A 15601-nucleotide genomic window follows, 5' to 3' on the forward strand; every position below is an offset into this window, starting at 1 on the left:
ATGAGCAGGGCCACCGCGTCGGGGGAGCGGCCGTCCACCCCGCACGCCGCCGACAGTCACGACCTGATCCGGGTGCACGGCGCGCGGGTGAACAACCTCAAGGACGTCAGCGTCGAGATCCCGAAACGCCGGCTGACGGTGTTCACCGGGGTCTCCGGTTCGGGCAAGAGCTCGCTGGTGTTCGGCACGGTCGCGGCCGAGTCGCAGCGCCTGATCAACGAGACGTACAGCGCCTTCGTGCAGGGGTTCATGCCGACGCTGGCCCGGCCCGAGGTCGACGTGCTCGATGGGCTGACCACGGCGATCATCGTCGACCAGGAGCGGATGGGCGGCGATCCGCGGTCCACGGTCGGCACCGCCACCGACGCCAACGCGATGCTGCGGATCCTGTTCAGCCGGCTCGGGCAGCCGTACGTCGGCCCGCCCAACGCGTTCTCCTTCAACCTGGCGTCGGTGCGGGCCAGCGGGGCGATAACCGTCGAACGCGGCGCCAGCAAGACCACGAAGCAGACCTTCACCCGGCTGGGCGGCATGTGCCCGCGCTGCGAGGGTCGGGGGTCGGTCACCGACTTCGACCTGACCGCGCTGTACGACGACAGCAAGTCGCTCAACGAGGGCGCGCTGACCATCCCCGGCTACAGCGTCGACGGCTGGTACGGGCGAATCTTCAGCGGCTGCGGATTCTTCGACCCGGACAAGCCGATCCGCAGGTTCACCAAGTCGCAGCTGCACGACCTGCTGTACAAGGAGCCGACCCGGATCAAGGTCGACAACGTCAACGTGACGTACGAGGGTCTGATCCCGCGGATCCAGAAGTCGTTCCTGGCCAAGGACGTCGACGCGATGCAGCCGCACATCCGGGCGTTCGTGCAGCGGGCGATCACCTTCACCACCTGCCCGGACTGCGCCGGCACCCGGCTGAACGAGGCGGCCCGGTCGTCGAAGATCAACGGGATCAACATCGCCGACGCGTGCGCGATGCAGATCAGTGACCTCGCCGAGTGGGTCCAGGCGCTGGCCGAGCCGTCGGTCGCACCGCTGCTGACCGCGCTGCGGCACACCCTCGACTCGTTCGTGGAGATCGGCCTCGGCTACCTCTCGCTGGACCGCCCGGCGGGCACCCTGTCCGGCGGTGAGGCGCAGCGCACCAAGATGATCCGGCATCTCGGGTCGTCGTTGACCGACGTCACCTACGTCTTCGACGAGCCGACCATCGGGCTGCACCCGCACGACATCGCCCGGATGAACAACCTGCTGCTGCGGCTGCGGGACAAGGGCAATACGGTGCTGGTCGTCGAGCACAAGCCGGAGACGATCGCGATCGCCGACCACGTCGTCGACCTCGGCCCCGGTGCCGGCACCGCCGGCGGCGAGGTGATGTTCGAAGGCACCGTGGACGGGCTGCGGGCCAGCGTCACCGTCACCGGCCGCCACCTCGACGACCGGGCCAACCTGAAGAAGTCGGTCCGCGAGCCCACCGGCGCGCTGGAGATCCGTGGCGCGAACGCCAACAATCTGCGCGACGTCGACGTCGACATCCCGCTCGGTGTGCTGGTCGTGGTGACCGGGGTCGCCGGCTCCGGCAAGAGTTCGCTGCTGCACGGGTCGATCCCGGCCGACGCGGGGGCGGTGTCGATCGACCAGACCGGTATCCGAGGCTCTCGGCGCAGCAACCCGGCGACGTACACCGGGCTGCTCGACCCGATCCGCAAGGCGTTCGCGAAGGCCAACGGGGTCAAGCCGGCGCTGTTCAGCGCCAACTCCGAGGGCGCCTGCCCGACCTGCAACGGTGCCGGGGTCATCTACACCGACCTGGCGATGATGGCCGGCGTCGCCACCGTCTGCGAGGACTGCCAGGGCCGGCGGTTCCAGGCGGCGGTGCTGGAGTACCAGCTCGGCGGCCGGGACATCAGCGAGGTGCTGGCGATGTCGGTGGCCGAGGCCGAGGAGTTCTTCGCGTCCGGCGACGCCCGCACCCCGGCCGCGCACGCCGTCCTGCGTCGGCTCGCCGACGTCGGGCTCGGCTACCTCACCCTCGGCCAGCCGCTCACCACCCTGTCCGGCGGCGAGCGGCAGCGGCTGAAACTGGCCACCCACATGGCGGAGAAGGGCGGCGTCTACGTTCTCGACGAGCCGACCACCGGCCTGCACCTGGCCGACGTCGAGCAGTTGCTCGGCCTGCTCGACCGGCTGGTCGACGCCGGCAAGTCGGTGATCGTCATCGAGCACCACCAGGCGGTCATGGCACACGCCGACTGGATCATCGATCTGGGGCCGGGTGCCGGTCACGACGGTGGTCGGATCGTCTTCGAGGGCACACCGGCCGACCTGGTCGCGGCCCGTTCGACGCTGACCGGTGAGCACCTCGCGGCCTACGTCGGCGGCTGAGCCCCGGCCCGGTCGGGTTCGGCCCGGTCGGGTTCGGCCCGGTCGAGTTCGGTGCGGACGCCGCGGGCGGTCGGGCCGGTCGTGGTGACCAGCACCGCCGGCCCGCCGGCCAGCGGCAGCCGGGCCGCGCCGGGGCCGAGCGGGCCGGCCGCCGGGGGCCCGCCGGCTGCCCACTCCGGCCGGACCACCAGCACCGAACCGGTCGCCTTCGCCCCGGCGAGCACCGCCGGCCCGGCCCAGCCGTCGGCGCGCGGCCCCACCGCCAGGTCGGTACGCAGCACCGTGCGGCCCGCGTACCGGACGGTGGTGTCGATCCGGGCGTCGCCGGACGGCTCACCGTCGCGCCCGCAGACCAGCTCCTCCCGCCACACCACGGCCGCGCCGTCGGCCAGCTCCACCACCGACCGGGACAGGTGGTGGCAGCCGGCGGCGGCGATCAACGGCTCCGGCAGCCAGCGCAGCTCGCCGCCGGTCGCAACCCGGACCAGCATCTGCAGCCTCGACCGGCGGCCGTCGGGTCCGGGCAACGCCAGCGACGCTGCGACAGTACGCAGACACACCCGCGCCCCCGGCCCGACGTCGACGTCCAGCCGCAGGTCGTCGCCGCCGAGCGGGCCGGCCGCCGCGCCGACCAGATGCACCTGGACCTCGTCGCCGGCGGCCGCTGCCGGGCCGGTACGGCGCAGCACCAGCGGCGGCTCGCCGCGCAGGCAGACCAGCCGGGTCCGCCCGGCGGCGTCGACCTCGGCGACCAGCCGGGCGTGGGCCCGCATCAGCCGGCGACCTCCGCCGGGGTCTGGGCGCGGGCCCGCAGCAGCCCCCGGATCCATTCGGCCACCGGCGTCGCCGTCCGGTCCTGCACCAGCGACAGGAACACCGTCGGCAGCTCGCCCCGGCGGGCGGCGGCGTCGCGTTGCATCACCGACAGGTCGGCGTTGACCAGCGGCGCCAGGTCCGTCTTGTTGATCACCAGCAGGTCGGCGGTGCTCACCCCGGGCCCGCCCTTACGCGGCACCTTGTCACCGCCGGCCACGTCGACCACGAAGATCTGCTGGTCGACCAGGCCCCGGCTGAACGTGGCGGTCAGGTTGTCCCCGCCACTTTCCACCAGCACCAGATCGAGGGTGCCCAACTGGTCGGACAGGTCCTCGATGGCGTCAAGGTTGGCGGAGATGTCGTCGCGGATCGCGGTGTGCGGGCAGCAGCCGGTCTCCACCGCCCGGACCCGCTCCGCCGGCAGGACGCCGTTGCGCAGCAGGAAGTCGGCGTCCTCGGTGGTGTAGATGTCGTTGGTGACCACGGCCAGCCGCAACTCGTCGGCGAGCGCCCGGCACAGCGCGGCGACCAGCGCGGTCTTGCCGGAGCCGACCGGCCCGCCGATGCCGATCCGCAGCGCGGGGGAGCCGTCCGGCAGCCGGGGCGGGTGCGGGTCGACCCCCGGATCGGGGTGGGTGTGCGGTACCTCCCCGTCGGTGTGCGCGTGCGGTTCGGCGGACCCGCCGTGGACGTGGGTGTGTGGTTCAGGACGCAAAGAGACGCACCTCCCAGGTGGCGTGGTGTTCGGCGTCGACCTCCGGGATCGGGGCCGAGCCGGCGGGCAGGTCGTCGACCGGCCGGTCGGCCAGGGCGGCCGCCCCGGCGGCGACCGCGTCGATGTCCGGCGCGAGCCGGGCCAGCAGGCCGTGCACCGCGTACGGGTCGAGGCCGAGCAGCCGCACGGCGGCGCTGGCCGGTCCGGTGACGGCGGTGTATGCGGCGGCCAGCGCCGCATCGGCCGGGCCGAGGCCGGCGGCGGCGGCGACCACGCCGAGCGCGACCGGCTGGTGGCGGTCCCGGGGGCCGCCCGCCGGCAGCGCCCAGATGCCCCGTCCGGCGCGCAGCAACGCCCGGCCCTGTGCCCGCGACGCGCGGCGCAGCGCGGGCGACGGGGTGCGGGCGTCGATACCGTCGTCGAGCGCGTCCAGCCGGCCGGCGGCTCCGGTCGCGGTGGCACCGTGGGCTGCCGCTGCGCTGGCCGTGGCAGCCGCAGCGAACGCGGCGGCGGTACGCCCACCGGTGGTGAGCCGGCCGGTCAGGTACGCCGCCACGCCGGCCAGGTCACGGACCCGGCCGGCGACGACGGCCGCCTCCAGCCCGCTGGAGTGGGCATGCCCGCCGGCCGGCAACCGGCCATCGGCCAGCACCAGCAGCGTGGCGAGCCCGCTCATCGGCGGGTCCGGGCGTGACACATCGTCATCATCGCCGGCGGTCAGAACAGGAAGTAGCGCTGCGCCATCGGCAGCTCCACCGCCGGAGCCGGCTCGATCGTCTCCCCGTCGATGCGTACCGTGAACGTGTCCGCGTCGATCTCGATCCGGGGGGTGGCGTCGTTCAGCGGCATGTCGGCCTTGCCCCGCCGCCGGGTGTCGGCGACCGGGGCGAGCCGGCGACGGATCCCGAGCCGGTCACCGAGCAGCGCGTCGATCGCAGCCGGCGCGACGAACGCCAGGCTGGTGGCGGCCGGCACGGTGCCGTACGCGCCGAACATGGGCCTCGGCAGCATCGGCTGCGGGGTCGGGATGGACGCGTTCGCGTCGCCCATCTGCGCCCAGGCGATCATGCCGCCCTTGATCACCAGATGCGGCCGTACGCCGAAGAACGCCGGATCCCACAGCACCAGGTCGGCCAGCTTGCCCGGCTCGACCGAGCCGACCTCGCCCTCGACGCCGTGCGCCACCGCCGGGCAGATCGTGTACTTAGCCACGTACCGTCGGGCCCGCATGTTGTCGGCCGGCCCGTCGCCGGGCAGCGCGCCACGGCGCGCCTTCATCACGTGCGCGGTCTGCCAGGTCCGCATGACCACCTCGCCGACGCGCCCCATCGCCTGCGAGTCGGAGCCGATCATCGAGATGGCGCCGAGGTCGTGCAGGATGTCCTCCCCGGCCATCGTGCTGGGCCGGATCCGGCTCTCGGCGAACGCCAGGTCCTCCGGCACGCTCGGGTTCAGATGGTGGCAGACCATCAGCATGTCGAGGTGCTCGTCGAGGGTGTTGACGGTGTGCGGGCGGGTCGGGTTGGTCGACGACGGCAGCACGTTCGGCTCGGCGGCGACCCGCATGATGTCCGGCGCGTGCCCGCCGCCGGCCCCTTCGGTGTGGTACGCGTGGATCGACCGGCCGGCGATCGCGCCCAGGGTGGACTCCACGTACCCGGCTTCGTTGAGGGTGTCGGTGTGGATCGCCACCTGCACACCGGAGGCGTCGGCCACCCGCAGGCAGGCGTCGATCGCCGCCGGGGTGGTGCCCCAGTCCTCGTGCAGCTTGAACCCGCCGGCGCCGCCGCGCAGCTGCTCCCACATGGATTCTTCGCTGACCGTGTTGCCCTTGCCGAGCAGCAGCACGTTGACCGGCCACGGGTCGAGCGCGGCGAGCATCATGCCCAGGTGCCACGGGCCGGGGGTGACCGTGGTCGCCTTGCTGCCCTCGGCCGGCCCGGTGCCGCCGCCCATGATGGTGGTGACGCCGCTGGCCAGCGCTGTCTCCAGGATCTGCGGGCAGATCAGGTGTACGTGGCTGTCGATCGCCCCGGCGGTGAGGATCTTGCCGTTGCCGGCGATTATCTCGGTGCCCGGCCCGATCACCAGGTCGGGGTGCACCCCGTCCATCGTGTCCGGGTTGCCGGCCTTGCCGAGCGCGACGATCCGGCCGTCTCGGATGCCGACGTCGGCCTTGACGACGCCCCAGTGGTCGAGCACCACCGCGCCGGTGATCACCGTGTCGGGTGCCCCTTCGGCCCGGGTGGCCAGGGACTGGCCCATCGACTCGCGGATCACCTTCCCGCCGCCGAAGACCACCTCGTCGCCGTACGCCGGGGTTCCGTCGGCGCCGGGCGGCGCGCAGCGGTCCTCCTCGACCTCGATCAGCAGGTTGGTGTCCGCCAGCCGGATCCGGTCACCGGTGGTCGGGCCGAGCAGTGCGGCGTACCGCCGCCGGTCCAGGGTGCTCACGCCGTGCCTCCCGTCTCACCGGTGCCCGCCTGGTCGGCCGGGCGCCCGGCGCCCGTACCGCCGGCCGGGCCGCGCCCGTCCAGCTCGCCGCCGCATTCGCCGCGCAGCCCGGCGACGATCCGCCGACCGCCGAACGGCACCAGGGTGACCTCCCGGTCGACGCCGGGCTCGAAGCGCACCGAGGTGCCGGCCGGCACCGCCAGCCGGTGACCCCACGCGGCGGACCGGTCGAAGTCCAGCGCCGGGTTGGCCTCGGCGAAGTGGTAGTGCGAGCCGACCTGCACCGGCCGGTCGCCAGTGTTGACGACCGGCAGGGTCAGCACCGGACGGCCGGGATGGAGGGTGACCGGCCCGTCGCCGGGGATCAGTTCACCGGGAACGACTGTGCCGCCGTCGGTGCCCGACGGCGTGGATGGTGCGCTCAATCTCGCTCCTAGGAGATCGGCTCGTGTACGGTGACCAGCTTCGTCCCGTCGGGGAAGGTGGCTTCCACCTGCACCTCGGGGAGCATCTCCGGCACTCCGTCGAGCACGTCCTCGCGGCCGAGCACGGTGCGCCCGGCCTCCATCAGCTCCGCCACGCTGCGGCCGTCCCGGGCACCTTCCAGCAGGAAGGCGGTGATCACCGCGGTCGCCTCCGGGTGGTTGAGCCGGATGCCCCTCTCACGGCGCTTCCAGGCCACGTCGGCTGCGACGTGGATGAGCAGTCGCTCCTGCTCGTGCCGGGTGAGAAACAAGCCGGACCTCCATGAGCGATCGAGACCTGGGTCGTGCCAGATGCTGGCATTCTGACATTTCAATCACGTTACGTACGCGTATCCGCTGTCTGGGTGTCACCTGCTGTCCGGCCTGGTACGCACGGGTCGGCTCACCTGCGGCGACTTCGCAGGGCAGCCCGTCCGAAGTCCGGGTGCGATGCAACCAGGCAGGGTCGAGCCGGCCGAACGGGCGGAAGCTGCGGCCACGGCGTACCGGCTAGCCTGCCGTTATGGCAAGCGCCGAGTTGGACGAGTTGATCGTCGCGGACGCCGAGGCGTTGCGCGGGTGGTTGTCGGCCAACCACGGCACATCGCCCGGAGTGTGGCTCGCCCTGACCAGGAAGGGCGGCACAGTCACCACCCTGACCTGGCAGCAGGCGGTCGACGAGGCGCTGTGCTTCGGCTGGATCGATGGGCAGGCTCGGAAGCGGGATGAGCAGACTTCCTGGATCCGGTTCACCCCGCGCCGGACCCGCAGCTCCTGGTCACAGCGCAACGTCGCCCACGTGGCCCGGTTGGAGGCACAGGGGCGGATGATGCCGTCCGGCCGTGCTGCGGTGGACGCGGCGAAGGGAGACGGACGGTGGGCGGCCGCCTATGCGCCGCCTTCGGAAGCCGTGGTGCCGGCCGATCTGCTCGCTGCGATCGCCGCTGACCCCGCCGCCCAGGCAATGTTCGACGTACTCACCAGGACCAACCGTTTTGCCCTCATCAACCGGGTGATTGGCGTCAAACGGGCGCAGACCCGCGAGCGGAAGATCGGCGAGATCGTCGCCATGCTGGCCCGGCACGAAACGATCTACCCGCAGAGAGCCAGGCCGCCGCAGTCGGCCACGTCGTGATGGCCGTACGCGGTCCGGCGTGCCGCGACCCTGTCGTCAGTCTTCCGACGACTGATCCGGGCCGTGGCTGGTGTCGGCCCTTGGGCGCCGGAAGCGGTCGTGCCAGGCCGGTGTCTCCCGTTCGTCGTCGAACGCGTTGGCGATCACCACGTCGGTCGACGAGTGCAGCAGGATCGAGATCACGATGGTCAGGGCGACCAGGTGGAACACCTCGTCGGCGGCGTCGATGCCGGACTTGAGCACGATCAGGCCGTACACCACCGACGCGAAGCCCTTCGGCCCGAACCACATGGCCGCCGCCTGCTCCCGGGGTGCCAGGCCGGAGCGGACGAACGCGATCGCCAGCGCCACCGGCCGGGCGACGAAGATGGCCAGCACCGCGAAGACCCAGCCCGGCCAGGAGATCTCGCCGAGGAACTCGATCGAGATGAGCGCGCCGAAGACCAACAGCGCGGCGAGTTTGAGCAACTCGGAGACGCTCTCGCCGAAATGCTCGAACGCGGCCCGCTGACGCGGGCCGAAGGTGGCGATGGTGCTGCCGGCGGCGAACGCGGCCAGGAACAGGTTGCCGTGGGTGGCCTGCCCGAGCGCCAGTACCAGCAGGCCGATCGCCACCCCGTTGAGCGGCGCGTACAGGGCCGACGCGGAGAACCACCGGGTCCGTTCCAGGGCGATCGCCAGTGCGGGGACGGCGACTCCGATGGCCAGGCCGACGGCGAGTTCGGTGGCCAGTTCGTCGAGGTGCAGGTCGCCGGAGCCGGTGGCGATCGCCAGGAACAGGATCACGAACGGCAATGCGAGGCCGTCGTTGATCCCGGACTCGACGTTGAGCAGATGCCGCAGCCGGTACGGCACCTTCTCGTTGCCGACCAGCGCGGCGGCGAACACCGGGTCGGTCGGGGCCAGCACCGCGCCGATCAGCAGCGATTCCGCCCAGCCCAGCCCAGCCACGTAGTGGGCCAGCACCGCGGTGATCAACAGGGTGAGTGGCAGCCCCCAGCCCAGCGCCCGACCGGGCAGCCGCCAGGCGGAGCGCAGGTCCTGCCAGCCGACCCGCATCCCGTCGGTGAACAGCACGGCGAACAGCGCCAGCTCGGCGAGGGTGTTGACGATCGACGAGTCGGCCTGCACGTCCAGCACGCCGGTGGTCTGCGGCCCGAGTAGGAAGCCGGCCACCAGGAACAACGCCGCCGTGGACAGGATGGTGCGGTGGGCCAGCGCCGACACCAGCACGGCGAGTAGCAGTACGGCGGCGAAACTCAGCAGCATGTGAACTCCGGGACCGGCGGCGAGCGGTGGTGATGGTGTCGGGCCCGGTGATGGTACGTGCCGGCGGGGTCGGGATCGGCGCGGACCGGTACCGGACGGGCTGACACAATGCGGAAGCAGTCCCGTACCCGCGATGAGGAGTTCCGTGCCGTGATTCGTACCCATGACGCCGGCGGCCTGCGCGCCACGCACGCCGGCACGACGGTGACGCTTGCCGGGTGGGTGGCCCGCCGGCGCGACCACGGCGGGGTCATCTTCGTCGACCTGCGCGACGCCTCCGGCGTGGCGCAGGTGGTGTTCCGCGAGGAGATGCAGCTGGCCCACGCACTGCGTAACGAGTTCTGCGTACGGGTGACCGGCGTCGTGGACCGTCGCCCGGAGGGCAACGACAACCCGGAGCTGGCCACCGGCGAGGTCGAGGTCACCGCGACCGAGCTGACCGTGCTGTCCGAGGCCGCGCCGCTGCCGCTGCCGATCGACGACCAGGTCGACGCCGGCGACGACGTGCGGCTGCGGTACCGCTACCTGGACCTGCGGCGTAGCGGTCCGGCCGGGGCGCTGCGGCTGCGGTCGCGGGCCAACCAGATCGCCCGTACGGTGCTGCACGACCGTGACTTCGTGGAGATCGAGACCCCGACGCTGACCCGGTCCACCCCGGAGGGGGCCCGCGACTTCCTGGTGCCGGTGCGGCTGCAGCCCGGCACCTGGTACGCCCTGCCGCAGTCGCCGCAGCTGTTCAAGCAGCTGCTGATGGTCGCCGGGATGGAGCGGTACTACCAGATCGCCCGCTGCTACCGCGACGAGGACTTCCGGGCCGACCGGCAGCCGGAGTTCACCCAGCTTGACATCGAGATGTCGTTCGTCACCCAGGACGACGTGATCGAGCTGGGCGAGTCGATCGTCGGCGCGCTGTGGCGCGAGCTGGCCGGGCACGAGATCACCGGGCCGGTGCCGCGGATCACCTGGCACGAGGCGATGGACCGGTACGGTTCCGACAAGCCGGACCTGCGCTACGGCGTGGAGCTGACCGAGCTGACTGGCTACCTGCGCGGCACGGCGTTCCGGGTGTTCGCCGGGGCGATCGACGCGGGCGGCTACGTCGGTGCGGTGGTGATGCCCGGCGGTGCCGCGCAGACCCGCAAGGAGCTCGACGGCTGGCAGGACTGGGCCAAGGCGCGCGGCGCGCGGGGCCTCGCGTACGTGGTGCTGGACGCCGAGACCGGCGAACCGCGCGGCCCGGTGGCGAAGAACCTGTCGGCCGAGCACCTGGGTGGGCTGGCCGACGCGGTCGGCGCCAAGCCCGGCGACGCGATTTTCTTCGCCGCCTCGACCAACCGGCGGGAGGCGCAGGAACTGCTCGGCGCCGCCCGGATCGAGATCGCCCGGCGGGCCAACCTGGTCGACGAGAGCGCGTGGGCGTTCTGCTGGGTGGTGGACGCGCCGATGTTCGAGCCGACGGAGGAGGGCGGCTGGACGGCGGTGCACCACCCGTTCACCTCGCCGACCGACGAGTGGCTGGACCGCTTCGACGGCGCGCCCGGCGAGGCCCTGGCGTACGCGTACGACATCGTCTGCAACGGCAACGAGATCGGCGGCGGCTCGGTCCGCATCCACCGCGCCGACGTGCAGCGGCGGGTGTTCGACCTGCTGGGCATCGGCGAGCAGGAGGCGGCCGACAAGTTCGGCTTCCTGCTGGAGGCGTTCAAGTACGGCCCGCCGCCGCACGGCGGCATCGCGTTCGGCTGGGACCGGATCTGCATGCTGCTGGCCGGCGTGGACTCGATCCGTGAGGTGATCGCGTTCCCGAAGACGCGCGGCGGGTTCGACCCGCTGACCCAGGCACCGACGCCGATCACCGCGCAGCAGCGCGCGGAGGCCGGGGTGGACGCCAAGCCGAAGCCGCCGGCCGGTGTCGCGCCGACCCCGGCCGCCGGTACGGCAGGGGTGGCCGCCCCGGTCGAACCCTCCTGATCCGACGACCCTGACCCTCGCGGGCCGGGTCCACGGGCGTTTCGCACGCCCGTGGACCCGGCCCGCTTCTGTCCGACCGGAGCGAACCGCAGAGAAAGCTTGCAAAGAAGTTGTGCACACAATCTCTGCAAAGCTATCGTGCATGGCATGGACGAACAGTTGTCGACGGTCTGGCTCAGCGCGGAGCAGGTCCGCACCCTGGCCCACCCGCTGCGGTTGCGCCTGCTCGGCGCGCTGCGGCTGGACGGACCCGCCACCGCCACCGCACTCGCCCACGAGCTGGGCACCAACACCGGAGCGACCAGCTACCACCTGCGCAAGCTCGCCGATGTCGGGCTGGTCCGCGAGGAGCCGGCCCGGGGCACCGGCCGTGAGCGCTGGTGGCGCTCGGTGCACCAGGTCTCCTCGTGGCGCGGCACCTCGTTCGACGACGACCCGGACGCCCGGGCCGCCGCCGACTGGCTCACCAGCTACTTCGTCCAGCAGTTCGTCCGGCTGGCCGAGGACTGGCACATGGCCCGTGACGGCTACCCGATCGAGTGGCGGGACGCCGCCGAGTACTCCGACTACATCCTGACCCTCACCTCGGACCAGCTGCGGCGGCTCAACGCCGACCTGCACGCGGTCGTCGAGCGCTACCGCGCCGACCCCGGCCCCGGCGACGGCGTGGCCGAGCAGGTGATGCTCTACACCTACGGCTTCCCCCGCGTCGTCAACGGCGACCGGGGCGGGTCTGCCGGGGACGGGTCGGTCGGAGGCGAGCCGTGACCGGGCTGACCGCCCGGCAGGTGCATCGGCGCTACCTGATCCTGCACGGCCTGCGCTGGGCACCCGTCGGGCTGCTGATCCCCGTCTGGGTGCTGCTGATGCTGGAGCGCGGGCTGGCGCTGCCGCAGATCGGCCTGGTCGTCGCCGCGCAGGGGCTGGCCGTGCTGCTGCTGGAGCTGCCCACCGGCGGCCTGGCCGACGCGATCGGTCGCAAGCCGGTGCTGATCGGCGCGGCGGCGGCGAACCTGGCGTCACTGTCGCTGCTCGCCGTCGCGGACTCCTTCGCCTTGTTCGTCGCTGTGATGCTGCTGCAGGGTCTCTACCGGGCGTTGGAGAGCGGGCCACTGGAGTCCTGGTACGTCGACGCCACGCTCGCCGCCGACCCCGACGCGCGGTACGAGCATGGTCTCAGCCATGGGGCGGTGGTGGGCGGTCTGGCGATCGCCGCCGGTGCCCTGGCCTGCGGTGCGTTGGTGGCGATCGGGCCGGTCAGTCCGGTGAGCGCGTTGACCGGACCGGTCGTGGTCGCCGGGGTGCTGCAGGTCGTCGGCCTGGTCGGCCTGGCGCTACTGCTGGTCGAGGTGCGGCCGCCGGGCGGGGCACCGACACTCACCGCTTCGGTTCGGCAGGTGCCGTCCGTGGTGCTCGGCGCGCTGGGGCTACTGCGGCGTTCCCGGGTGCTGGTCGCACTGGTCGCCGTCGAGTTGTTCTGGGGGTTCGGCATGATCTCCTTCGAGACGCTGATGCCGGTGCGGCTGGCGGAGGTGGCTGGCGATGCCGACCGGGCGGCGGCACTGCTCGGCCCGGTCGGCGCGGTCGCCTGGTTGGCGTCGGCCGGTGGCGCGGCCCTGGTGCCGGCGCTCAGCCGGCGGCTCGGCGCACCGGTGACCGCTGCGGCGTTTCGGATTCTGCAAGGGGCGACCGTGGTCGCGATGGCGCTGCTCGCCGGGCCGGTCGGGGTGATCGTGGCCTATCTGGCCTGCTACGCCATCCACGGTGCGTCGAACCCGGTGCACATGGGCCTGCTGCACCGGCAGGTGGACGGCCCGCACCGGACCAGCGTCGTCTCGCTCAACTCGATGGTCGCTCAACCGGCTGGTGCCCTCGGCGGGGTGGTGCTGATGGCGATCGCCGGTGCCGCCTCGGTCAGCCTGGCGATGCTGGTCGGCGCGGCCGTGCTGGCCGCGGCCGCACCGCTGTACCTGGTCTCGCCTGGTCCAAGCTGGATTGGCCGGCGCGGCCGTTGGGTATGGAACGGCCGACCGACTGAACCCCCCAGGAGGATCTGATGTTCGCCATCGCTGCGGCTGTCGTTTTCGGCTTCGCCCTGCTGCTCGACCTGCTCGACACCGATCTCGGTGCGCCCGACCTGTTCAACTGGAACACCATGGTGCTGATCGGCCTGCTCTGCCTGGCCCTGTTCTTCGCCGGGGTCGGTCGTGGCACCGGCGGCGGTTGGGCCCGACGCCGTCGGCGCAGCTGACCCCGGCTGTTCACTGGCCCGATCTCGGTGCATTTCCGGCGTCCGAGATCGGGCCGGTACTGTCTTGCTGATGGAGTCCGACGTCCTCTTCTCCTACCCCTCCGCCGAGCAGCGCCGCGACGCGCCGCCGGTCGGTGGCGGCGTGGCGGCGGGCGACTCCGGCTCCGGCCCGCCCGCGTCGGCGCCGTTGCCGGTACGGATGCGTCCGGCGAGCCTCGACGAGCTGGTCGGCCAGGAGCATCTACTGGCCCCGGGCGCGCCGCTGCGGCAGTTGGTGACCGGCACCGCGCCGATGTCGGTCATCCTCTGGGGGCCGCCGGGCTGCGGCAAGACGACGATCGCCCACCTGGTGGCCCGGGCCACCGACCGTCGTTTCGTGGCGATGTCGGCGCTGTCCGCCGGAGTCAAGGACGTCCGCGCGGTGATCGACGAGGCCCGACGGCAGCGGCGTACCGGTGGGTTGCCGACGGTGCTGTTCATCGACGAGGTGCACCGTTTCAGTAAGACCCAGCAGGACTCGCTGCTCGCGGCGGTCGAGGACCGTACCGTGACGTTGCTGGCGGCAACCACCGAAAACCCCCATTTTTCGGTCATCTCGCCGTTACTGTCGCGGTGTGTCCTGCTCACCCTGCGGCCGCTCGGCGACGAGGCGGTCCGTGACCTGCTCCGGCGCGCGGTGACCGACGAACGTGGACTCGGCGGCGCGCTGCGGCTGTCCCCGCCGGCCGAGGACCACCTGGTCCGGTTGGCCGGTGGCGACGTGCGCAAGGCACTCACCGCCCTGGAGGCGGCGGCCTCGGCGGCCACCGCGACCGACACCGGGGAGATCGACCTGCGTACCGCCGAGCAGGCAATCGACGTCGCTGCGGTGCGCTACGACCGCGACGGCGACGCCCACTATGACGTGACCAGCGCGTTCATCAAGAGCATGCGTGGCTCGGACGTCGACGCCGCGCTGCACTGGCTGGCCCGGATGCTGGTCGCCGGGGAGGACGCCAGGTTCATCGCCCGCCGGATCGTGATCTTCGCCAGCGAGGACGTCGGGATGGCCGATCCGGGTGCGCTGTCGGTGGCAACCGCGGCCGCCCACGCCGTGGAGTACGTGGGGCTGCCGGAGGCACAACTCAACCTCGCCCAGGCGGTGATCCACCTGGCCACCGCCCCGAAATCCAACTCGACCACGGCAGCGCTGGCGGCGGCCGTCGCCGACGTACGGGCCGGCCGGGGTGGGACAGTGCCGGCACATCTACGGGACAGCCACTACTCGGGGGCGCGGCGGATCGGCCACGGAGGCGGCTACCGTTACCCTCACGACGACCACCGGGGGGTGGTCACTCAGCAGTACCCGCCCGACGAACTCGCCGGTGTCGACTACTACCGGCCGACTGAGCACGGCGCCGAGCGGACGGTCTCCGCGCGGTTGCCGGTGCTCCGCCGGATCGTGCGTGGCCTGCCGCCCGACATCCGGGCGTTCGCTGGACGCACCGCCTCCGGCGCGTCCGCTGGTGCCGCCGAACCTGATCCATCCGTCCCAGCGTCCGAGGCTGGTCCGGTGCCCGATGACAGCGGCAGCGTTGCTGCCGGGGAGGTACAGCAGTGAGAGCGCGCGGTTCTGACCGCCCCGATCACCCCGACGAGCGTCGTGAGGGCAAGCCGAAGGGCCGTCGGTGGGGCCGGGCACAGGTCGAGGAAGAGGTCAGCGGCGAGGAGACCGGCTGGCTGGACGATCTGCGGACCGCCAAGGAACAGCGGATCGACATCGGACCCGGTGGTGCCCGAGTATCCGGAGACTCCTCGACGGACGGCCCGCCGTCCCGCTCGGCAGTTTCCCGGTCCGCTGCCCCGTCCCGTCCGCAGCCGCAGCCGCAGCCGTCAGCGGGTCCGGGTCCGCAGCCGACTGCCGGATCGCAGCCGCCTCCGGGTCCGCGGCCAGGTCCGGCCGCGCGGCCGCGCACCGGGCCGGGGCCGGCTGAGCCCGTCTTCCCGGCTGGCGCGAAACCGTCCGAACCCCCACCCGTCAGCCCCGCACCCGGTGGGCCGGCCCCGGTCTCCGGTGGGCCGGCCCCGACCCCGGGTGGGCCGAGCCCGGCACCGGGCCGGTACCAGCGACCGCCCCAACGCCTGCCAGCGGCGGACAC

The 15601-nt window shown here is 72.5% G+C and carries 14 protein-coding genes; 7 read left to right on the forward strand and 7 right to left on the reverse strand.

Going from position 1 to position 15601, the window contains the following annotated elements:
- A complete protein-coding gene (locus O7610_RS04670) occupies positions 1-2388 on the forward strand; it encodes an ATP-binding cassette domain-containing protein (RefSeq protein WP_289212718.1) in 2388 nt (795 codons plus the stop codon).
- On the opposite strand, the gene O7610_RS04675 is transcribed toward O7610_RS04670, so the two are convergent.
- From O7610_RS04675 to O7610_RS04700, 6 genes are read right to left on the reverse strand one after another with little or no spacing between them, the layout of a single operon-like run.
- Entirely contained in the window at positions 2373-3161 is a 789-nt protein-coding gene (locus O7610_RS04675; protein WP_289212719.1) for an urease accessory protein UreD, read from the reverse strand. The two genes, O7610_RS04670 and O7610_RS04675, sit on opposite strands and share 16 nt — an antisense overlap.
- Entirely contained in the window at positions 3161-3919 is a 759-nt protein-coding gene (gene ureG, locus O7610_RS04680) for an urease accessory protein UreG (RefSeq protein WP_289212720.1), read from the reverse strand. Before ureG ends, O7610_RS04675 begins: the two co-directional genes overlap by 1 nt.
- On the reverse strand, positions 3909-4616 hold the full coding sequence (locus O7610_RS04685) for an urease accessory protein UreF (RefSeq protein WP_281554522.1): 708 nt from the start codon (positions 4614-4616) through the stop codon (positions 3909-3911). The genes ureG and O7610_RS04685 overlap by 11 nt, the downstream gene beginning before the upstream one ends.
- Before the next feature lie 20 nt (positions 4617-4636).
- Positions 4637-6373: an urease subunit alpha gene (locus O7610_RS04690; protein ID WP_289212721.1), complete on the reverse strand. Its 1737-nt coding sequence runs from the start codon at positions 6371-6373 to the stop codon at positions 4637-4639.
- Positions 6370-6798, reverse strand: coding sequence for an urease subunit beta (locus O7610_RS04695; protein ID WP_289212722.1), 429 nt, complete (start codon positions 6796-6798; stop codon positions 6370-6372). Before O7610_RS04695 ends, O7610_RS04690 begins: the two co-directional genes overlap by 4 nt.
- Positions 6799-6806: 8 nt before the next feature.
- Positions 6807-7109 (reverse strand): urease subunit gamma, encoded by a 303-nt coding sequence (locus O7610_RS04700; RefSeq protein WP_123601150.1) that lies wholly within the window; start codon positions 7107-7109, stop codon positions 6807-6809.
- Positions 7110-7360: 251 nt separating this feature from the next.
- On the opposite strand from O7610_RS04700, the gene O7610_RS04705 reads away from it, so the two are divergent.
- Complete coding sequence (locus O7610_RS04705) at positions 7361-7972, forward strand: YdeI/OmpD-associated family protein (protein ID WP_281554525.1); 612 nt, start codon at positions 7361-7363, stop codon at positions 7970-7972.
- A gap of 36 nt (positions 7973-8008) precedes the next feature.
- On the opposite strand, the gene O7610_RS04710 is transcribed toward O7610_RS04705, so the two are convergent.
- A complete protein-coding gene (locus O7610_RS04710; RefSeq protein WP_289212723.1) occupies positions 8009-9241 on the reverse strand; it encodes a cation:proton antiporter in 1233 nt (410 codons plus the stop codon).
- A gap of 150 nt (positions 9242-9391) precedes the next feature.
- Between O7610_RS04710 and aspS the strand changes: the two genes are divergently transcribed.
- The 5 genes from aspS (at position 9392) to O7610_RS04735 (ending at position 15063) form a co-directional block, all read left to right on the forward strand.
- Positions 9392-11212, forward strand: a complete 1821-nt coding sequence (gene aspS / locus O7610_RS04715; RefSeq protein ID WP_289212724.1) for an aspartate--tRNA ligase — start codon at positions 9392-9394, stop codon at positions 11210-11212.
- 147 nt (positions 11213-11359) lie between these two features.
- Positions 11360-11980, forward strand: coding sequence for a winged helix-turn-helix domain-containing protein (locus tag O7610_RS04720; RefSeq protein WP_281554528.1), 621 nt, complete (start codon positions 11360-11362; stop codon positions 11978-11980).
- Positions 11977-13269 (forward strand): MFS transporter, encoded by a 1293-nt coding sequence (locus O7610_RS04725; protein ID WP_289212725.1) that lies wholly within the window; start codon positions 11977-11979, stop codon positions 13267-13269. Before O7610_RS04720 ends, O7610_RS04725 begins: the two co-directional genes overlap by 4 nt.
- Positions 13269-13463, forward strand: a complete 195-nt coding sequence (locus tag O7610_RS04730) for a hypothetical protein (RefSeq protein ID WP_281554530.1) — start codon at positions 13269-13271, stop codon at positions 13461-13463. The genes O7610_RS04725 and O7610_RS04730 overlap by 1 nt, the downstream gene beginning before the upstream one ends.
- A 70-nt stretch (positions 13464-13533) precedes the next feature.
- Complete coding sequence (locus O7610_RS04735) at positions 13534-15063, forward strand: replication-associated recombination protein A (RefSeq protein WP_281554531.1); 1530 nt, start codon at positions 13534-13536, stop codon at positions 15061-15063.
- Positions 15064-15601: the final 538 nt, after the last annotated feature.

Origin of the sequence: Solwaraspora sp. WMMA2065 (assembly GCF_030345075.1) — a bacterium.
Taxonomy (GTDB): Bacteria; Actinomycetota; Actinomycetes; order Mycobacteriales; family Micromonosporaceae; genus Micromonospora_E.